At 72.3% G+C, this 19,047-nt stretch carries 17 protein-coding genes; 5 read left to right on the top strand and 12 right to left on the bottom strand.

Annotated features, from left to right (window positions below):
- Positions 1–52 precede the first annotated feature (52 nt).
- The 4 genes from ftsE to ligA all read right to left on the bottom strand — a co-directional run bounded on the left by ftsE (position 53) and on the right by ligA (position 4,664).
- Positions 53–742 carry a cell division ATP-binding protein FtsE gene (gene ftsE, locus P0Y31_RS11630; RefSeq protein ID WP_275809396.1) on the bottom strand — a complete coding sequence of 230 codons (690 nt, stop codon included), beginning with the start codon at positions 740–742 and terminating at the stop codon, positions 53–55.
- A gap of 177 nt (positions 743–919) precedes the next feature.
- Positions 920–2,035, bottom strand: coding sequence for a peptide chain release factor 2 (prfB, locus tag P0Y31_RS11635; protein ID WP_275869510.1), 1,116 nt, complete (start codon positions 2,033–2,035; stop codon positions 920–922).
- Between the two features lie 54 nt (positions 2,036–2,089).
- Complete coding sequence (locus P0Y31_RS11640) at positions 2,090–2,542, bottom strand: DinB family protein (protein ID WP_275869512.1); 453 nt, start codon at positions 2,540–2,542, stop codon at positions 2,090–2,092.
- A 22-nt stretch (positions 2,543–2,564) separates the two neighbouring features.
- Positions 2,565–4,664, bottom strand: coding sequence for an NAD-dependent DNA ligase LigA (gene ligA / locus P0Y31_RS11645; protein ID WP_275869514.1), 2,100 nt, complete (start codon positions 4,662–4,664; stop codon positions 2,565–2,567).
- Between the two features lie 109 nt (positions 4,665–4,773).
- On the opposite strand from ligA, the gene P0Y31_RS11650 reads away from it, so the two are divergent.
- Positions 4,774–6,327: a long-chain fatty acid--CoA ligase gene (locus P0Y31_RS11650; RefSeq protein WP_275869516.1), complete on the top strand. Its 1,554-nt coding sequence runs from the start codon at positions 4,774–4,776 to the stop codon at positions 6,325–6,327.
- Between the two features lie 79 nt (positions 6,328–6,406).
- On the opposite strand, the gene P0Y31_RS11655 is transcribed toward P0Y31_RS11650, so the two are convergent.
- From P0Y31_RS11655 to P0Y31_RS11665, 3 genes are read right to left on the bottom strand one after another with little or no spacing between them, the layout of a single operon-like run.
- The gene (locus P0Y31_RS11655) at positions 6,407–7,393 is read right to left on the bottom strand and encodes a DMT family transporter (RefSeq protein ID WP_275809411.1); all 987 of its coding nucleotides are present in this window, start codon (positions 7,391–7,393) and stop codon (positions 6,407–6,409) included.
- 20 nt (positions 7,394–7,413) lie between these two features.
- Positions 7,414–8,397 carry a methionine synthase gene (locus tag P0Y31_RS11660; protein WP_275869518.1) on the bottom strand — a complete coding sequence of 328 codons (984 nt, stop codon included), beginning with the start codon at positions 8,395–8,397 and terminating at the stop codon, positions 7,414–7,416.
- Between the two features lie 9 nt (positions 8,398–8,406).
- On the bottom strand, positions 8,407–8,802 hold the full coding sequence (locus tag P0Y31_RS11665) for an MmcQ/YjbR family DNA-binding protein (RefSeq protein WP_275869520.1): 396 nt from the start codon (positions 8,800–8,802) through the stop codon (positions 8,407–8,409).
- A 277-nt stretch (positions 8,803–9,079) separates the two neighbouring features.
- On the opposite strand from P0Y31_RS11665, the gene P0Y31_RS11670 reads away from it, so the two are divergent.
- Positions 9,080–10,477 carry a lytic transglycosylase domain-containing protein gene (locus tag P0Y31_RS11670; protein WP_275869522.1) on the top strand — a complete coding sequence of 466 codons (1,398 nt, stop codon included), beginning with the start codon at positions 9,080–9,082 and terminating at the stop codon, positions 10,475–10,477.
- Between the two features lie 54 nt (positions 10,478–10,531).
- Here the strand turns inward: P0Y31_RS11670 and mnmA are convergent, their stop codons facing one another.
- Together mnmA and P0Y31_RS11680 are read right to left on the bottom strand one after the other, a co-directional pair.
- Complete coding sequence (gene mnmA, locus P0Y31_RS11675; RefSeq protein WP_275869524.1) at positions 10,532–11,617, bottom strand: tRNA 2-thiouridine(34) synthase MnmA; 1,086 nt, start codon at positions 11,615–11,617, stop codon at positions 10,532–10,534.
- Positions 11,617–12,804 carry a cysteine desulfurase family protein gene (locus P0Y31_RS11680; protein ID WP_275869526.1) on the bottom strand — a complete coding sequence of 396 codons (1,188 nt, stop codon included), beginning with the start codon at positions 12,802–12,804 and terminating at the stop codon, positions 11,617–11,619. Before P0Y31_RS11680 ends, mnmA begins: the two co-directional genes overlap by 1 nt.
- 151 nt (positions 12,805–12,955) lie before the next feature.
- Here P0Y31_RS11680 and P0Y31_RS11685 point away from each other — a divergent pair, with 151 nt between their 5' ends.
- Positions 12,956–14,446, top strand: coding sequence for a S8 family serine peptidase (locus P0Y31_RS11685; protein WP_275869528.1), 1,491 nt, complete (start codon positions 12,956–12,958; stop codon positions 14,444–14,446).
- 151 nt (positions 14,447–14,597) lie between these two features.
- A complete protein-coding gene (locus P0Y31_RS11690) occupies positions 14,598–14,909 on the top strand; it encodes a hypothetical protein (protein WP_275809432.1) in 312 nt (103 codons plus the stop codon).
- A gap of 88 nt (positions 14,910–14,997) precedes the next feature.
- Here P0Y31_RS11690 and P0Y31_RS11695 read toward each other — a convergent pair whose 3' ends face one another.
- From P0Y31_RS11695 to P0Y31_RS11705, 3 genes are all read right to left on the bottom strand, one after another.
- Positions 14,998–15,957: an electron transfer flavoprotein subunit alpha/FixB family protein gene (locus P0Y31_RS11695; protein WP_275869530.1), complete on the bottom strand. Its 960-nt coding sequence runs from the start codon at positions 15,955–15,957 to the stop codon at positions 14,998–15,000.
- Positions 15,958–15,987: 30 nt separating this feature from the next.
- A complete protein-coding gene (locus tag P0Y31_RS11700) occupies positions 15,988–16,770 on the bottom strand; it encodes an electron transfer flavoprotein subunit beta/FixA family protein (RefSeq protein WP_275869532.1) in 783 nt (260 codons plus the stop codon).
- 162 nt (positions 16,771–16,932) lie between these two features.
- Positions 16,933–17,229, bottom strand: coding sequence for a hypothetical protein (locus tag P0Y31_RS11705; protein ID WP_275869534.1), 297 nt, complete (start codon positions 17,227–17,229; stop codon positions 16,933–16,935).
- 235 nt (positions 17,230–17,464) lie between these two features.
- On the opposite strand from P0Y31_RS11705, the gene P0Y31_RS11710 reads away from it, so the two are divergent.
- A complete protein-coding gene (locus P0Y31_RS11710) occupies positions 17,465–18,991 on the top strand; it encodes a 1,4-alpha-glucan branching protein domain-containing protein (RefSeq protein ID WP_275869536.1) in 1,527 nt (508 codons plus the stop codon).
- The last annotated feature ends 56 nt before the right edge of the window (positions 18,992–19,047 follow it).

Here is a 19,047-nt window from a genome sequence, read left to right on the forward strand (position 1 = left end):
GTGCTCGGGTGTCTTTGGTGTGCCGGTGCGCGGGTCCTGTGCGGGGCGGCGGTCAGCGCGCCGCGCCGTACACGCCCTTGTTCTCGTCGCGGATGACCTCGCCGCCCGCGAGCTCGACGACCCGCTTGCGCAGCTGGTCGACGATGTCGTCATCGTGGGTGGCCATGACGATCGTGGTGCCGGTCCGGTTGATCCTGTCGAGCAGCCGCACGATCTCGAGGCTGTTGGTGGGGTCGAGGTTGCCGGTGGGCTCGTCGGCGAGCAGGATCGCCGGTTTGTTCACGAAGGCCCGGGCGATGGCGACGCGCTGCTGCTCGCCGCCGGACAGCTCGTGGGGGAAGCGCTTCTCCTTGCCGGCGAGTCCCACCATCTCGAGGGTCTCGGGCACGACCTGTCGGATGGCGTGGCTGGACTTGCCGAGCACCTGGAGCGCGAACGCGACGTTCTGGTAGACGGTCTTGTTCGGCAGCAGGCGGAAGTCCTGGAACACCGTGCCGATCTCCCGGCGCAGGCGGGGCACCTTGCGGTGCGGCAGGCGCCCGAGCTCATGGCCGGCGACCAGCACCGAGCCCCTGGTCGCCTGCTCCTCCCGCAGCGCCAGGCGCAACAGGGTGGACTTGCCCGAGCCGGACTGCCCGACGACGAAGACGAACTCGCCGCGGTTCACCTCGAGGTTGATGTCGTGCAGCGCAGGGCGCGAGGAGCGCGGGTAGACCTTGGTGACGTGCTCGAAACGGATCATGCGGGCTGACGGCCTTCACGGCTCGGGGACTTCGGCGGCACCCCTGCCTGTCCCTGAGGTCATTGGGGGACCGTGGGCCACGCGGGGGGCATCGTCGAGGATAGGTCGCGGATCACCGCAAACCCGGCAGCCCGGCCCCCTCGGCGTTGCGTTGTGACCGAGTGGACGAGACCGGGGTCAGGCGTTCGCCTTCTGCTGCTCCTTGCGCCAGCGGATGCCCGCCTCGATGAAGTCGTCGATGTCGCCGTCGAAGACCGCGCTGGGATTGCCGACCTCGTGCTCCGTGCGCAGGTCCTTGACCATCTGGTAGGGCTGCAGGACGTAGGAGCGCATCTGGTCGCCCCAGCTGGCCTTCACGTCGCCGGCCATCTCCTTGCGCTCGGCGGCCTCCTCGGCCTGGCGCTGCAGCAGCAACCGGGACTGGAGGACGCGCAGCGCCGCCGCGCGGTTCTGGATCTGCGACTTCTCGTTCTGCATCGAGACGACGATGCCGGTGGGAATGTGCGTCATGCGGACCGCCGAGTCGGTGGTGTTGACGCTCTGGCCGCCGGGACCCGAGGAGCGGAAGACGTCGACCTTGATCTCGTTCTCGGGGATCTCGATGTGGTCGGTCTGCTCGATGAGCGGGATGACCTCGACCGCCGCGAAGCTGGTCTGGCGCCGGCCCTGGTTGTCGAACGGGCTGATCCGCACGAGGCGGTGGGTGCCGGCCTCGACGGAGAGGTTGCCGTAGGCGTAGGGGATGTTGACCTCGAAGGTGGCCGACTTCAGGCCGGCCTCCTCGGCGTAGGAGGTGTCCATGACCTTCGTCGGGTAGCCGTGCCGCTCGGCCCAGCGCAGGTACATGCGCATCAGCATCTCGGCGAAGTCTGCCGCGTCGACGCCGCCGGCACCGGCGCGGATGGTGACGACCGCCTCGCGCTCGTCGTACTCGCCGGAGAGCAGCGTGCGCACCTCGAGCTCGCCGAGGGCCTTCTTGATGGCCACGAGCTCGCGCTCGGCCTCGGCGATCGTCTCGGCGTCGCCGCCGTCCTCGGTGCCCATCTCGACCAGGGTCTCGAGGTCGTCGATGCGGGAGTCCATGCCCACCACGCGGTCGCGCTCGGCGTTGGCGCGCGAGAGCGCCGACGTCACCTGCTGGGCCGCGTCGGGGTCGTCCCAGAGGTCCGGCGCCGACGCCTTGGCCTCCAGGTCCCTGATCTGGGCCTGCAGGGCGTCGAGGTCGGTGACGCCGCGGACCGAGTCCATGGTCGCGCGGAGCTCTTTGATCTCTTGGGTGAAGTCGACTGCCACGAACAGCAAGCCTACGGCAGCGGGAGCCCTCCCCCGAACCGGCGACCTCCTCCGCTACCCGGCGGTCGAGAGGAGCAGGTCGCGGGTGACCTCCAGCTGCCCGCGGTGCTGGGCGAGCTCCTCGTAGACGTGGAGCAGCACCTCGCCCTGGGTGGTCGGCGCGTCGTCCTCCGGTGGCGGGTTCACCGGCGGCATACCCGGCCGCGCAGCGGCGACCCACCCGGCGAAGGCCTCGCGCAGCCGGTCGGTGTCGGCGGCGAGGTCGGCGACCCGGCCGGTCGCGGTGAACTCGGCGTCGCGGTCGCGCGGGATGACCTCGCCGAGGTTCACCGTCGAGGCCCAGCGCCCGCAGACGCCGAGGCAGTGGGTGAGGATCGCGAACGGGCTGTTGGCGCCGGGCAGGTCGGGGCGCCGGTTGGCGAGGTCGTCGCCGAGGTCGACCACGATGTCGCGCATGGCCACCAGCGCCTCGTCGCAGTAGCGCAGGTAGGTCTCGGGCGTGATCACGGCAGGTGGCCCTCGGTGGTGGTCACGGCCGGCCGGTCTCGAGCAGCCGCACGAAGCCGGCCTCGTCGAGGATCGGGCGCCCGAGCTCGCGCGCCTTGTCCTCCTTGGAGCCGGCGTTCTCCCCCACCACGACGTAGTCGGTCTTCTTCGAGACCGAGCCGGCCGCCTTGCCTCCGCGGGCCAGGATCGCCTCCTTGGCCTCGTCGCGGGAGAAGCCCTCGAGCGAGCCGGTGACGACCACGGTGAGACCTGACAGGGTCTGCTCGACCGACTCGTCGCGCTCGTCCTCCATGCGGACGCCGTCCTTGGCCCACTGCTCGACGATGCGCAGGTGCCAGTCGTTCTCGGGCAGGTCGAACCACTCGCGCACGGAGTCGGCGATCACTCCCCCGACCCCCTCGACCCCGGCCAGCTCCTCGCGGCTGGCGCCGCGGATGGCGTCCATCGACCCGAAGTGCTGCGCCAGCGCCCGGGCCGCGGTGGGCCCGACGTGCCGGATGGACAGGCCGACGAGCACCCGCCACAGCGGCTGTTCCTTGGCGGTCTCGAGGTTGGCGACGAGCCGTTTGCCGTTGGCGGACAGGACCCGGCCGTCGACGACGGTCTCCGGCGGGTCGGTCTTCTTGGCAGCGCGGGTGTAGAGCGGCACCCGGGCGATGTCCTGCTCGGTCAGCCCGAACAGCGTGCTCTCGTCGTCGATGACCCCGGACTCGAGGAGGGCGATGGAGCCCTCCCACCCGAGGGCCTCGATGTCGAACGCGCCACGGCTGGCCAGGCCGAAGACCCGCTCGCGCAGCTGTGAGGGGCAAGACCGCGCGTTGGGGCAGCGGATGTCCTTGTCGCCCTCCTTCTGGGGGGCGAGCTTCGTGCCGCAGGAGGGGCAGTGGGTCGGCATGACGAACTCGCGCTCGCTGCCGTCGCGCAGCGCGACGACCGGACCGAGGATCTCGGGGATGACGTCGCCGGCCTTGCGCAGCACCACGGTGTCGCCGATGAGCACGCCCTTGCGCTTGACCTCGTGGGCGTTGTGCAGCGTGGCCATCTCGACGGTGGACCCGGCCACGACCACGGGCTCCATGACCCCGAACGGGGTGACCCGGCCGGTGCGCCCGACGTTGACCTGGATGTCGAGGAGCCTGGTGTTGACCTCCTCGGGCGGGTACTTGTAGGCGATCGCCCACCGGGGCGCCCGGGACGTGGAGCCGAGCGCGCGCTGCACCCCCAGCTCGTCGACCTTGACGACGATGCCGTCGATCTCGTGCTCGACGCTGTGCCGGTTCTCGCCGTAGTAGGTGACGAACTCCTGCACCTGCTCGACGGTGTCGAGCACGCGGTAGTGCGAGGAGACCGGCAGGCCCCACTGCGCCAGCAGCTCGTACCCCTGCGACTGCCGGGTCAGCTCGAAGCCCTCGCGGTAGCCGATGCCGTGGACCAGCATGTGCAGCGGACGGCTCGCCGTGACGCGGGGGTCCTTCTGCCGCAGCGATCCCGCGGCCGAGTTGCGCGGGTTGGCGAACGGCGCCTTGCCCGCCTCGACGAGCGAGGCGTTGAGGTCGGCGAAGGCCTCGAGCGGGAAGTAGACCTCGCCGCGGATCTCCACGCGGGCGGGGTGGTCGGTGCCGGCGAGCCTGTGCGGGATGTGCTCGATGGTCCGGACGTTGTTGGTGACGTCCTCGCCGGTGCGGCCGTCGCCGCGGGTGAGCGCCCGCACCAGCCGCCCGTTCTCGTAGAGGAGGTTGACGGCGAGCCCGTCGATCTTCAGCTCACTGAGGTAGTGGAAGTCGGCGCCCCCGGCGTCACGGGTGACGCGGGCCGCCCACGCCGCCAGCTCCTCGGGGCTGAAGCAGTTGTCGAGGCTGAGCATGCGCTCGAGGTGGTCGACCGCCGCGAAGTCGGTGGAGAAGGTGCCACCCACCTGTTGGGTCGGGCTGTCGGGGGTGCGCAGCGAGGGGTAGGCCTCCTCCAGCTCCGTCAGGCGCCGGATGACCCCGTCGTACTCGGCGTCGCTGATCGTCGGCGCGTCCTTGACGTAGTAGTTGAACTGCGCCTCCGCCGCCTTCTGGGCCAGGTCGACCCACTCGTGGTGGAGCTCCTGCGGCACCTCGCTCACGATCTCGCTCACGCGCCCATCCTGCCGCAGACCTCCGACAGCTGCTTCTACCGATGGGTAGCCAACCCGCGTGCCCAGCAACCAAGATGGGCGCGGTCAGCGTCGACGCGAAGGAGCCCCGATGACCAACCTCGCCAGCAACCTCGTCCGCACCGCCGAGCGCCACCCCGACGTGGTGGCGATCAAGCTCGACGCGGCCGAGCTGACCTGGAGCCAGCTCCACCAGCTGGCGGGCAGGGCGGCGGGGGCGCTGCGGGAGGCCGGGCTGAAACCCGGCGACCGGGTCTCGCTGATCCTGCCCAACGTGCCCGCCTACCCGATCCTCTTCTTCGGCACCCTCCTCGCCGGCGGCATCGTCGTGCCGATGAACCCGCTGCTCAAGGCCCAGGAGGTCGAGTACTTCTTCACCGACTCCGGGGCGTCCTTCTCCTTCGTCTGGCCCGACTTCATGCAGGAGGCCGTCAAGGGCGCTGCCAACCCCGGCACCCAGGTCATCGCGAGCGGGCCGATGGGGCCCAGCGAGGAGGACCTCCCGCCCGGGGAGCCGCTGCTGGCACCGGTCGACCGCGACGACGACGACACCGCCGTCATCCTCTACACGTCGGGCACGACGGGGAAGCCCAAGGGCGCCGAGCTGACGCACAGCAACCTGCACCTGAACGCGATGCGCTCGGCGTCCGACATCATGCAGATGGGCCCGGACGACGTGGTCATGGGCTGCCTGCCGCTCTTCCACGTCTTCGGACTCACCTGCGGCCTCAACGCGGCGACGGTCTGCGGGGCCACCCTGACCCTCATCCCCCGGTTCGACCCCGCCAAGGCCCTCGAGGTCGTCGCGCGCGACAAGGTGACCATCTTCCAGGGCGTGCCCACGATGTATGCCGCGATGCTGCACCACCCGAGCGCGGACAGCGCCGACGCCTCCAGCCTGCGCACCTGCGTCTCGGGCGGCTCGGCCATGCCGGCCGAGGTCATGCGGGCCTTCGAGGAGAAGTTCGGCTGCCAGATCCTCGAGGGCTACGGCCTGTCGGAGACCTCCCCGGTCGCCTCGTTCAACATGCCCGACCGTCCCACCAAGGCGGGCACCATCGGCCGGGCCATCCCCGGCTGCGAGATGAAGCTGGTCGACCTCGACGGCAGGGACGTGGGGGTCGGCGAGGTCGGGGAGATCGCGATCCGCGGCGACAACGTCATGAAGGGCTACTGGAACAAGCCCGAGGCGACCGCCGAGGCGATCCCCGACGGGTGGTTCCGCACCGGCGACCTCGCCACCGTCGACGAGGACGGCTACTACACGATCGTCGACCGCAAGAAGGACATGATCATCCGCGGCGGCCTCAACGTGTACCCGCGCGAGGTGGAGGAGGTGCTCTACCAGCACCCTGATGTGCTCGAGGCCGCGGTCGTCGCGATCCCGGACGAGCTGATGGGCGAGGAGATCGGCGCCGCGGTGGCCCTCAAGCCCGGCTCCGGCACGACCGTCGACGACGTCCGAGACTTCGTCAAGGAGCGGATCGCCGCCTACAAGTACCCGCGGGTGGTCTGGACCATGGACGAACTGCCGAAGGGACCGACGGGCAAGATCCTCCGGCGGGAGGTCAAGGCGCCCGCGGCTGCTCGGCTGGAGGCCACCGAGGAGGCCGCTGCCGAGCAGAGGTCGTCGACCGAGGGCTGAGCCGCCCGCTGAGAGCTGCGCCGGCTGCGCCACTGATCCGCTGGCTGGGTCAGTGGCGCAGTCGTGCGCGCAGGTGCCGTCAGCCGGCTGGGGACGTGCGGCGTCGGGCCGGCAGGCCGATGACGACGGCGGAGCCGAGGACGATCGCCGCGCCGAGCACCTGCGGCCAGGCCAGCCGCTCGTCCAGCAGCGCCACACCGAGCACCACGGACACCACCGGGATCAGGTAGGTCACGGTGGCGCCGACCGTCGCGCCGGCCGCCCGCACCACGTCGAACTGCAGCACGTAGGCGAGGCCGGTGCCGACCACGCCGAGGGCGAGCACCGCCAGGAGCGGCCACAGCGCGGAGTCGGCGGTGGCGTCGGGCCGCACCGACCAGGGCGCGGCGTACCCGTCGCGGTTCAGCGCCCACCACAGCAGGAGCACGGCGACGATCTGCACCGACGACGCGAGGAGCTGCGCGGTGGGCATGGCCAGTCCGCCGAGGTCGGCCTTGGCGAGGTTGCGGCGCACGTAGGTCCAGCCCACGCCGTAGGAGGCGCCGGCCACCAGGGTCATGCCGAACCCGACCGGGTCGGGGCGGCCGAGGGCCTGCCAGGGCTGGAGGATGACGAGCACCCCGACGAACCCCGCGAGCACGGCCGCGAGCTTCCGCCCGGGCAGGCGCTCCGCCGGCAGCAGGAGCAGCCCGAAGAGCACGGTGGCGAGCGGCGTCGTCGCGTTGCCGATGCCGGCGAGCGCCGAGGAGACCCGCTCCTCGCTCGCCGCGAAGAGCGAGAACGGCAGGGTGCCGAGGAAGAAGCCGGTCACCATCAGGTGGCCCCAGACGCGGCGGCCCCGCGGGAGGGTGCCGCGGGTGACGGAGAGCAGGACGAGCAGCGCGGACACCCCGGCGAGGATGCGCAGGCTCGCGATCTGCAGGGGCGCCAGCGAGCGCAGCCCGATCTTCATGAGCAGGAAGCTCGAGCCCCAGATGCCCGCCAGGAGCAGGAACTTCACCTGCCAGGGCACCCGCGCGACCTTGACTGTCGGGACCGGCAGGACAGGGGGTGCGGCGGTCGTCATGGGCTCCTCGGCTCTCGGCTCTAACTCGCTGCTCGCTCGGACAGTTCTCTGGCCACCTCGACGGCCGACCGTTGAACGTCGCGGGCCCCCGCCGGTGTGAGCCCGGCCAGTCCGCAGGCCGGGCTCACCACGATGTCAGCGAGCCCTGACAGCGGTAACCCCGTTCTCTGCCAGGCCTGCACGATCTGCCGCCACGCCCCCGCGGTGGTGCCGCTGCCATCGGTCGGCAGGCACCCGGCATACAGCGTGGTGCCGCCCTCGACGGTCGCCGCGACCGACTCCCACCGGGCGGGGTTCAGGGAGGTCGTGTCGAGGGCGATGGCGCCGACACCCGTCGAGCGCAGGAGGGGCAGCGGTATGCCGGGGTCGCAGCAGTGCAGCACCGTGCCGCGCTCCCCCGCGGCGGCGAGCACCTGCTCCAGGCCCTGCCGCGCGACCTGCGGGTCGACCGGCCGCAGGTGGCCGTAGCCCGAGGCGGTCGGCAGCCGCCCGGCCAGCACGGCCGGCAGCGACGGCTCGTCGACCTGGAGCACCACCGCGGCCCCGGGCACCAGCCGCTCGACGTCGGCGAGGTGCCTGCGGATCCCCTCGGCGAGCGACTCCACCAGGTCGCGCACCGCCCCCTCGTCGGCGAGCGCCCGCTCGCCGCGGTGGAGGCGCACACCGGCGGCGAGGGTCCACGGGCCGGCGACGGCCACCTTCAGCTCGCCCGCGTAGCCGTCGAACACCTCGGCGAGGTCGTCGAGGTCGCGGCGCCAGAAGGAGGCGGTGCGCTGCGCATCCCTGCCGGGACGGTCGACGAAGCGCCATCCCGACGGCTGCAGGTCGACGGCGAGGTCGGCCAGCAGACCGGCCGCCCGCCCGATCATGTCGGCGCCGGGGCCGCGTGCGGGCACCTCAGGGAGGTAGGGCAGGCCCTCCTCGGCGAGCAGGCCGTGAACCGTGCGAAGCGCCTCGCGCAGGTCGGTGCCGGGCCAGGATCCGATGCCGGTCGCGCGTGTCACGCTCAGACCCTAGTGCGAGCCCTGGCGCCCCTCCGCGGGCGCCCCGGCCGCCTCGTCGAGCTCGGCCATCAGGCGCTTCGGGGCCACCGAGCGCCAGGCGTCGTCGACGATCTCCTCGACGCGCTCCCAGTCGACGTCCGCGACGTCGAGGTAGACGCCCACCCAGCCGCGGGTGCCCACGTAGGGCGGGCGGAAGTAGCGCGTCGGGTCCTCGGCGACGAGCGCCTCCTGCGCACCGTCGGGCGCGGCCGCCCAGAAGGCCTCGCGGTCGTCGTGGTGGTGGTCGGCATACATGACGAAGGACTTCCGGCCGCCGGCGAACCAGGTGGGCTCGCCGTGGCTCGTCCGCTCCTCGGTGGCAGGGAAGGCCGTGCAGAGCCCTCGCACCCGCTCCAGCGGCGTCATCGGCGTGCCCCACCGACGCGCTGCCCGGCCGGGACCATCACCAGCCTCACGGTGTCGAGCGTATCGGCTCGGACGTCGAGAACCGGCCCCGCGGGACGCCCTTCGTCGACGACTCCAGCCGAAGGCGTAGGCACGATGCCCATCGACGTACAGCCACCGTTCTAGACCCGTCCCGTCTGCGTAGCCCCTTCGGGTCAACTTGGCCCCAATGCCTTCCCCTGCCCCCCGACCGCACGGTCAGGATGGGAAGGGCGCCGGACGTTCGGAGGGGAGCAGCATGCGACAGACGGCGATTGCAGTGGCCGCGGCCGCCGGGTTCGCGCTGCTGGTCATCACCCAGATCCCCCAGGGAGAGCCAGTCAGCAGTGCCGAGGGGTCTGCCCCTCAGGCCCGGCCCTGGGTGTGGCAGGACGAGGGCGCCACTTCGATCCCGCGCCCCCCGGACGGCACGCCCGCCGCATCCGCCGACCCCTACGCGGCCGAGCGCGGCCGCGTGCTCAAGGACGCCTACAGCCTCGCCGCCTCAGCCGTTCCCACCGGGTGTGGCCTGACGCCGGTCGTGCTGGCTGCCGTCGGTCAGGTCGAGTCCGGCTCGGCCGGGGGCCGGGCGGTCGGGCCGGACCACCGCCTCGACCCGCCGATCTACGGACCACTGCTCGACGGCGGCTCCCGGGCCGCGGTCCCGGACACCGACGGAGGGTCCTTCGACGGCAGCAAGGAGTGGGACCGCTCCATGGGCTTGATGCAGATGCTGCCCGACACGTGGTGGGCCGTGGGGGTCGACGGTGACGGCGACAGCCTGGCCGACCCCCAGAACGTCTACGACGCGGCCCTCGCGGTCGGGCGCCACCTCTGCGACGGCGGCCGAAGCCTCGCCAGCACCACCGGCCTCAAGGAGGCCGTCTACGCCTACCGCGGCTCCGCCGGGTACGTCGAGGCGGTGCTGGACTGGGTGCAGTACTTCACCACCCACGGCCTGGAGTCACTCGGTGACGTCGGCACCTCCGCACCGCCCGAGGTCAGGGCCGCGGAGCTCGACGCCCCCACGGTCGTGGCCGCCATGCCCGGACAGCCCACCGTCAGCGTCGAACGCGCGGGTGCTGTGGACGTCGCGGCGATCCTGCCGCCGAGCCTGACCACCACGCGTGGCTCCGGCTCGTTCACCGTGGCACGGCCGAGGAGCTCCTCCTCGGCCACCACCGGCAGCGTGGCTCGCCCGGCCACGACGACGACCACCCCACCCCGCCCGTCCAACATGCCGACGCCCACCACCCCGACCACCACCACGCCGCTGCCCACCACGACGACCCCACCGCCCACCACCACCACGCCGTTGCCCACCACGACGACGCCGTTGCCCACCACGACCACGACTGTCCCGCCGCCGCCGGTGACGACGACCGACCCGCCACCGCCCACCACGACGGACCCGCCACCGCCCACCACGACGAGCGAGCCACCGCCGCCGCCGACGACCACCAGCGAACCACCACCACCCACCACGACGAGCGACCCGCCACCACCCACCACGACGAGCGAGCCACCGCCGCCGCCGACGACCACCAGCGACCCGCCACCACCCACCACGACGAGCGAGCCACCGCCGCCGCCGACGACCACCAGCGAACCACCACCGCCCACGACGACGGACCCGAGCACCACGACGACTCCCTGAGGTCGCGCCCGGCTCCAGCCCCCACGGCACGGGTGGCCCCGACGTCCCGGTCGGTCAGCGCTGCAGCGAGGCCGACCTGATCGTCGCGGAGCCCACCACTCGCGTGCCCTCGTAGAGGACCACGGACTGCCCGGGGGCCACGCCGCGGATCCGCTCGGCGAGCCGCACCTCGACGCGGTCACCGTCGGCCCAGGCCGTGGCCGGGACCTCCTCGCCGTGGGCGCGCACCTGCGCCCCCACCTCGATGACGCCCTCGGGCGCCGGGCCGCACCAGCGGGCGTGGTCGCCGGTGACGGCGTTGACGCCGAGCAGGTCGGCGGTGCCCACGACGACCGTGTTCGACCCGGCGTCGACATCGACGACATAGCGCGGACGGCCGTCCTGGGCGTGCCGGGGCAGGCCGAGCCCGCGGCGCTGCCCGACCGTGTAGGCGTAGGCCCCGGCGTGGGCGCCGACGACCTGGCCCGACTCCGCGTCGACGATGTCCCCCGGCTGCTCGCCGAGCCGCTCGGTGAGCCACCTGCGGGTGTCGCCGTCGGCGATGAAGCAGATGTCGTGGGAGTCGGGCTTCGACGCGACGTAGAAGCCTCGCTCCTTCGCCTCGGCCCGGATCTGCGGCTTGGTCGTGTCACCGAGGGGGAAGAACGAGCGGGACAGCTGCTCGGCGCTCAGCACCCCGAGCACGTAGGACTGGTCCTTGGCGCGGTCGACGGCCCGGTGCAGCTCGCGCCCCCCGCCGGGCCGCTCGACCACCTGGGCGTAGTGGCCCGTGGCCACGGCGTCGAACCCCAGGGCGAGCGCCTTGTCGAGGAGGGCGGCGAACTTGATCTTCTCGTTGCAGCGCAGGCAGGGGTTCGGCGTGCGGCCGGCGGAGTACTCCGCGACGAAGTCCTCGACGACGTCGCGCCTGAACCGGGCTGCCATGTCCCAGACGTAAAACGGGATGCCGAGCACGTCGGCCACGCGCCGGGCGTCGCCGGCGTCCTCGATCGTGCAGCACCCCCGAGCGCTCTCCCGCAGCGTGGCTGCGCTCTGCGACAGCGCCAGGTGCACGCCGACGACCTCGTGGCCGGCCTCGAGCATCCTGGCCGCGGCGACGGCCGAGTCGACTCCGCCGCTCATCGCGGCGACGACGCGCATCAGCTCGCCACCCCTGCAGCCCGCCGGGCCCGCTCCACCGCACCCGGCAGTGCCGCGAGGACCGCGTCGACGTCGGCGTCGCTCGAGGTGTGGCCGAGCGTCAGCCGCAGGGCCCCGCGCGCCTCCTGCTCGGGGACCCCCATGGCGAGCAGCACGTGGCTGGGCTGCGGGACCCCGGCCTGGCAGGCCGAGCCGGTGGAGCACTCCACGCCGGCGGCGTCGAGGAGGTAGAGGAGCGAGTCGCCCTCGCAGCCGGGCACCAGCAGGTGCGCGTTGCCGGGCAGGCGCCGTATGCCGTCGCCGGCCTCCCAGACGCCGCTCACCGTGATGCCGTAGCCGAGGTCGAGGGCGGAGGTGATGAGGCGGTCGCGCAGCTCGATGACCCGGGCTGCCTCCTCCTCGAGGCGCGCGACGGACTCCTCGACGGCGACCGCGAACCCGCGGATGGCAGGTGCGTCGAGCGTGCCGCTGCGGACGTGCCGCTCCTGGCCTCCGCCGTGGCTCTGGGCCACCAACCGCATGCTGCGCTTGACGACGAGGGCACCCACTCCGAGCGGTCCGCCGACCTTGTGCCCCGTGATGGTCATGAGGTCGAGGTCGCTGTCGGCGAAGTCGACCGGGAGGTGTCCGAGCGCCTGGACGGCGTCGCTGTGCACCGGTATGCCGTGCGCGTGGGCGACCCGGGCGATCTCGCGCACCGGCTGCACCGTGCCGACCTCGTTGTTGGCCCACATGACGCTGACGAGCGCGACCGTGTCGGGGTCCTCCGCGATGGCGGCACGGACGGCGTCGGCGCTGACGACTCCGAGCGGGTCGGGCTCGACCCAAGTGACCGTGGCGCCCTCGCGCGCGACGAGGTGCTCCACGCAGTCGAGCACGGCGTGGTGCTCGATGCCGCTCACGACGAGCCTGGTGCGGGCAGGGTCCTGGTCGCGACGGGCGAGGTAGGCGCCCTTGACGGCGAGGTTGTCGGACTCCGTGCCCCCCGAGGTGAAGACGACCTCCGACGGCCGGGCGCCGATGGCCCTCGCGAGCCGCTCCCTGGACTCCTCCACCACCCTGCGCGCCGCCCGGCCGGCGGTGTGCAGGGACGAGGCGTTGCCCGTGACGGCGAGCTGCTCGGCCATGGCCGCGACTGCCGACGGCAGCATCGGCGTCGTGGCGGCGTGGTCGAGGTAGGCGGTCACCGGACGAGTCTACGTGCGGGCCGGGGACGACCCCGGCCCGAGCGGGCCTTGACCATTCCCAGACCCACGGGCGCGTAACCCTTCGTCCCGGGTCCTCGTTGGCCGTGTGAGCGACCGGCACCGGTCGCCGGCCCGCCCCCGAGAGGAACCCATGCGCACCCTCAAGAGACCAGCCGCCGTCGCGGCCGCCGGCCTGACCCTCCTCGCCCTGGCTGCCCCCGCCTCCGGCTCCGTGCTGCCCGGCAGCAGCACGCCGGCCCCCGTCCAGCCCTGGCTCGCCCAGCAGCTCGACGTGCTCGACGCTGTCACCCCCACCACCGTCCTGGTCCACGGCACGGACCTCGCGGCGGCCAGGAGCGCGGTCCGGGCGGCCGGACTCACGACCAACACGACCTTCGACCGCATCGGCGTGGTCGTGGCGACCGGGCTCCCCGCCCAGGTCGAGCTGGTCCGCAGCCAGCCCGGGGTGACCTACGTCGAGGGCAACCAGCCCATCGAGCTGTCGATGGCCACCTCGAACAAGGCCACCCGTGGCGCCGAGGCCCGCTCCACGCTCACCGGCGCCGACGGCACCGCACTCGACGGCAAGGGGGTCTCGGTGGCGGTCATCGACTCCGGCGTCGACCCCACCCACCCGTTCCTGGCCAACGAGGACGGCTCGTCGGCCGTGGTGAAGAACATGAAGGTGGTCTGCGAACCCCTGACCGAGACGGCCTGCACCGTGCAGGACGCCGGGTCGCTCGACACCGACACCACCGCCGCCGGAGGGCACGGCATGCACGTCAACGGCACGGTCGCCGGCCGCGACGTCACGCTCTCGGACGGCACGAAGATGCACGGCGCCGCCCCGGGCGCCAACCTGGTCAGCCTCAGCACGGGCGCGGTGCTCTTCATCGTCGGCGCCGACGCGGCCCTCAACTGGGTGCTCGAGAACCACGACGCGCCCTGTGGCGAGGGCGTCCCGGCAGCACAGTGCCCGCCGATCAAGGTGACCTCTAACTCCTACGGCCCGAGCGGTGGCGGTGAGTTCGACCCGAACTCGGCCACGGTCAAGCTGCAGCGTGAGCTGGTGAAGGAGGGCGTGGTCACGGTCTGGGCCAACGGCAACGACGGCGGCGACGGCTCCGAGAGCATGTCCAACCCGCCCGGCATGGACCCGACCCCCGGCATCATCAGCGTGGCGTCCTACTTCGACCAGAACACCGGGACCCGCGACGGCGTGGTGTCGGACTTCTCCTCCCGCGGCAAGCAGGGCGACCTCGCGACCTACCCCGACATCTCGGCCCCTGGTGAGGACATCACCTCCTCGTGCCGGATCACCATGCCGATCTGCTCCACGGGCCTCGACCCGCAGGAGGGCGGCGACTACAACACCATCAGCGGCACCTCGATGGCGACGCCCCACATCTCCGGCATCGTCGCGCAGCTGTTCCAGGCCAACCCCGGGGCGACTCCGGCCCAGATCGAGGCGGCCATCGAGTCCACGGCCTACAAGTTCGCCGACGGCGCCTCCTACGAGGGTGGCGACCCCAACGGGACGACCTCCTTCGACAAGGGCCACGGGCTCGTCGACGTCGTCGCCGCGGCCACCGCGGTGAAGGGCACGGACTCGGCCTCCTCGGCCAAGCGGAAGCGCCGCTGAGCCGGCCTTCGAGCCGCTCCTGGCCCTGTCCACAGCAAGGCGGCCCCGGACGAGATCGTCCGGGGCCGCTCTGCGTGTCCCGGTCGCATGACGCGCGACTGCGGCACACCCGTCCTAGCCTGAGTAGGACCCGGCCACCCGAGGGGGAACCATGGCAGCAGATCCGGCCGTCGCAGCACCCGTCACCGCACCCGTCACCGCACCCGGCTCCGTGAACCCGCTGGCCTGGCGCAACGCCCTCGTCAGCGCCGCGGCGCTCTGGGTGGGGGTGGTGCTCGTCCTGCTGGTCCTGAACCGCCCGTACACCGCACTCACCTACATCGGCCCGCTCCTGCTGTGCGGCGGGGTGATGGCGCTGGTCGCCCGACGGTTGCCGGTGCGGGTGCCCCTCGCCGTCTACCCCGTGGTCGTGCTCGGCCTCGCGACGGTGCTGAACGCGCCGGTGCTCGACCTCGTCTTCTGAGCGACCCCGAAAACCCAGGAGCCCCCGTATGCCGCGCGTGCGGCATACGGGGGCTCCTGCGGTGTGCGGGCCGGTCAGCGCTGCGTCATCAACCCCGTGCGGCCTTGACCGCCTCGGTGGCCTGCGGCAGAACCGAGAACAGGTCGCCGACGACGCCGAAGTCGACGAGCTCGAAGATCGGCGCCTCCTCGTCCTTGTTGATGGCGACGATCGTCTTGGACGTCTGCATACCGGCCCGGTGCTGGATGGCACCGGAGATGCCGCAGGCGACGTACAGCTGCGGGGAGACCTGCTTGCCGGTCTGGCCGACCTGGCTGGTGTGCGGGTACCAGCCGGCGTCGACCGCGGCACGCGAGGCGCCCACGGCAGCGCCGAGGGAGTCGGCGAAGTCCTCGACCTTGGAGAAGTCACCGCCGGTGCCACGGCCACCGGAGACCACGATCGCGGCCTCGGTGAGCTCGGGACGGCCGGTGGCCTCCTTCGGCTTGGACTCGGTGATCCTCGCGGCCTTCGCGGCGTCGGAGATGCTCACCTCGACGACCTCGTCGGCGGCCGCACCGGCGGCCTCCTCGGGGGCCGCCGAGTTCGGCTTCACCGTGACGATCGGGGTGCCCTTGGTGACGGTTGCCTTGACCGTGTAGGAGCCGGCGAAGACGGACTGGGTGGTGGTGACGCCACCGCCCTCCCCCGCCTGCACGTCGACGGCGTCGGTGATCAGGCCCGACTCGGTCTTGATGGCCAGGCGGGCGGCCACCTCCTTGCCCGCGCTGTTGCTCGGGATGAGCACGGCGGCGGGCGAGGTCTTCTCGACGAGCTGGGCGAGCACCTCGGCCTGCGGGGCGACGAGGTGGTCGGTGACGTCGGCGGACTCGATGCGGTAGACCTTCTCGGCGCCGTAGCGGGCCAGCGTCTCCTTGGCGGCCTCGAAGCCGTCGCCGATGAAGACGGCGGAGGGCTCACCGAGGCGGCGGGCGATGGTCAGCAGCTCGGAGGTCGTCTTGCGGACGGTCCCGTTGGCGTGGTCGACCAGGACGAGAACTTCAGCCATGTCTGTGTACCTCTCTTCTCTCTGGCCGGCTCAGATGAACTTCTGCGCGGACAGGAACTCGGCGAGCTTCGTGCCGCCGTCACCCTCGTCGGTGACGATCTGGCCCTGCTCGCGCGGGGGACGCTTGGTGAACGACTCGACCTTGGTCCAGGCCGCGTCGAGGCCGACCTGCGAGGCGTCGATGCCGAGGTCGGCCAGGCTCCAGGTCTCGACCGGCTTCTTCTTGGCGGCCATGATCCCCTTGAACGAGGGGTAGCGCGGCTCGTTGATCTGGTCGGTCACCGACACCAGGGCCGGCAGCGACGCGACGATGGTCTCGGAGGCGGCGTCGCCGTCACGACGGATGGTCACCTGGCCCGCGTCGACGCTCAGCTCGGAGGCGAACGTCACCTGTGGCAGGCCCAGTCGCTCGGCGAGCATCGCCGGGACCACGCTCATGGTGCCGTCGGTGGAGGCCATGCCGGTCAGGACGAGGTCGGCGTCGCCGATCTTCTTGACGGCCTCGGCCAGCACGAGCGAGGTGGCGACGGAGTCGGAGCCGTGGATGGCCTCGTCGTTGACGTGCACGCCCTTGTGGGCGCCCATCTGGAGGGCCTTCTTCACGGCGTCGGCGGCCTGGTCCGGTCCGACGGTCAGCACGGTGACCTCGCCCTCGCCGGCCTCGACGATCTTGAGGGCCTCCTCGACGGCGTACTCGTCGAGCTCGGAGAGCAGGCCGTCGACACCCACGCGGTCAGTGGTGTTGTCCGACTCGTTGAACGTGCGCTCGGACTGTGCGTCCGGCACGTACTTGACGCAGACGACGATGTTCATGCGTGATCGTCCTCTTCCATGTGAGGGATGAACGGGTGGTGCTTGGTCGCCGACCATCCTTACAGGGGACCTGTGGTTTCGGCATGCCGCCGTCGCGTGACGCTCAACACGCGTGACCACGAGCGTGCCGTGCGTCACGCTCGTGGTCAGGGCTTGGCCGCGCTACTCCATCCAGAAGACCTCGACGAGCACCACGAGGGTGAGCAGCACCGGGAAGAGCGCGAGCGGCAGCCACAGGAACCTGCGGGCCTCGTGCCTCAGCTTGGCGACGACGCCCATGAGGAACGCCACGAGCGAGGCCGCCAGGCCACCGAGCAGTGCGACTCCGGCCTGGTAACCGACGAAGGTGTCGGAGATGGCCGCGTCACCGCCGACGGCCAGCGCGACGAACAAGATGGTGTAGGACACGACCAGCACGGCCGCGGCCGCGGCGGCCACGACGATAGCTGCGCGCCCCACCCCGGCCGATGCGTGGCGCGGGCCGGCCGTCGGGTTCGTCGGCCCGGGAAGAGGACTCGCTGTCATCGAACTCACCTCACCTGCGTGACTCTTCTCCCTGCAGCACCAGCGTCCGCCCCGGGTTGCAGGTGCCCCAGAGCCGAAGGGCCTCTGAGCGGGCCGTATCCGGGTGCGCGGCTGTCGTCGGCCCACGAGGCGGTGTCGCAGTGTGTGGCGTGCGGCAGACTTGCCCCTTGTGACTTCAGCCGTGCCCGGGGCCTTCTGCCTGGTCCTGCACTCGCACCTGCCGTGGCTGCCCGGCCACGGGGTGTGGCCCCTGGGCGAGGAGTGGCTGCACCAGGCGTGGGGCGAGTCCTACGTGCCGCTCGTCGCCGAGCTCGACGCCCTGGCGGCCGAGGGGCACCGTGACGTGCTGACCCTGGGTGTCACCCCGGTGCTCGCCGCGCAGCTGGACCACCCGCGGATGATGAGTGACGTCGCGACGTGGGCGGGCCTGTGGGAGATGCGTACCCGCGAGATGGGCCTCGACGCCGACCCGCACCGGCGGGCCATGGCCACGTACGAGTACCACGCCGCCGCGAGGACGCGCGAGCTGCTCGCGTCGCGGTGGGCTGGGGGCGGGTCGCCCGTCCTGAGGTCCCTGCGGGACGCCGAGGTCGTGGAGCTGCTGGGCGGGCCCGCAGCCCATCCCTTCCTGCCCCTGCTCCTGCCCGAGGTGGCCCAGCAGGCGCTCGAGTCGGGGCTCTCGGACTCGCTGTGGCGACTGGGGCAGCGGCCGAGCGGGATCTGGTCGCCGGAGTGCGGCTTCTCCCCCGAGCTCGCGCCCGTGCTGCACCGGGCCGGCGTCCGGCACTTCGTCGTCGACGAGCAGACCGTGCGCGACGCCGGCGGCCACCCCGGGGCGGCCTGGCGGGTGAAGGGCACCGACCTCGTCGCCGTCCCGCGCGACCTCTCGGTCACCGACCTCATCTGGTCCTCGCGCAGCGGCTACCCGGCGTCGGGGCCCTACCGCGACTTCCACGCCCGCGAGGAGTACACCGGGATCCGGCTGTGGTCGGTGACCGGGCACGGGGTGGACCGAGCCCACAAGCGGTCCTACGACCCGGCCGGGGCCGACGCGCAGGTCGACCGCGACGTGGCCCACTTCGTCGACGCCGTGCGGGCGCGCCTGCTGGGCCACGTGGAGCACGGGGGCCGCCCGGGCCTGGTCGTGGCGGCATACGACACGGAGCTGTTCGGGCACTGGTGGCACGAGGGGCCGGTGTTCCTGGGCCGTGTGGTCCGGGCCCTGCGCCGGGCCGGCGTGACGGTGACCACGGTCGAGAAGGCCGTCGCCGAGGGCCCCGTCGCCGGCGAGCTCGAGCTGGGGCCGGGGTCATGGGGCGCGGGCAAGGACTTCTCGGTCTGGGACAACCCTGCCGTGGCGGACATCGCCGCGGAGAACGAGCACCTGCAGCGGCGTTGGCTGCAGGTGCTGGAGGCCGAGGCGGTCGCAGGGCGCCTGCGCCAGCGCCGTCCCGACCTCGACCAGCTCGCCTGCACCCTGTTCAACGCCCTCTCCAGCGACTGGGCCTTCCTCGTGACGCGAGGCCAGTCGGTCGACTACGCGCGACGTCGCGCGGCGCAGCACGCCCGTGACGTGCACACCCTGGCCGACCTCGTCCTGGCCGGTCGGCACGAGGAGGCACTGGCGGAGGCCGCGCGGCAGGCCCGTGCCGACTGCACCTTCCCGGCGCTCGACGTCCGCACCCTCACCCGCTGAGGTCGACGGCCCGCACGGCCGCCCCCGACGCCCCTGCCGTCCCTGCCGCCCCTGCC

Origin of the sequence: Knoellia sp. 3-2P3 (assembly GCF_029223115.1) — a bacterium.
GTDB lineage: Bacteria > Actinomycetota > Actinomycetes > Actinomycetales > Dermatophilaceae > Pedococcus_A.

Bases quoted from the DNA above. Each gene is read 5' to 3' on its own strand.
- mnmA (WP_275869524.1), bottom strand. From the start codon at position 11,617: ATGCGCGTCGTCGCCGCGATGAGCGGCGGAGTCGACTCGGCCGTCGCC.
- P0Y31_RS11700 (WP_275869532.1), bottom strand. From the start codon at position 16,770: ATGAACATCGTCGTCTGCGTCAAGTACGTGCCGGACGCACAGTCCGAG.
- P0Y31_RS11665 (WP_275869520.1), bottom strand. From the start codon at position 8,802: ATGACGCCGCTGGAGCGGGTGCGAGGGCTCTGCACGGCCTTCCCTGCC.
- P0Y31_RS11655 (WP_275809411.1), bottom strand. From the start codon at position 7,393: ATGACGACCGCCGCACCCCCTGTCCTGCCGGTCCCGACAGTCAAGGTC.
- P0Y31_RS11650 (WP_275869516.1), top strand. From the start codon at position 4,774: ATGACCAACCTCGCCAGCAACCTCGTCCGCACCGCCGAGCGCCACCCC.
- P0Y31_RS11695 (WP_275869530.1), bottom strand. From the start codon at position 15,957: ATGGCTGAAGTTCTCGTCCTGGTCGACCACGCCAACGGGACCGTCCGC.
- P0Y31_RS11690 (WP_275809432.1), top strand. From the start codon at position 14,598: ATGGCAGCAGATCCGGCCGTCGCAGCACCCGTCACCGCACCCGTCACC.
- P0Y31_RS11685 (WP_275869528.1), top strand. From the start codon at position 12,956: ATGCGCACCCTCAAGAGACCAGCCGCCGTCGCGGCCGCCGGCCTGACC.
- ftsE (WP_275809396.1), bottom strand. From the start codon at position 742: ATGATCCGTTTCGAGCACGTCACCAAGGTCTACCCGCGCTCCTCGCGC.
- P0Y31_RS11670 (WP_275869522.1), top strand. From the start codon at position 9,080: ATGCGACAGACGGCGATTGCAGTGGCCGCGGCCGCCGGGTTCGCGCTG.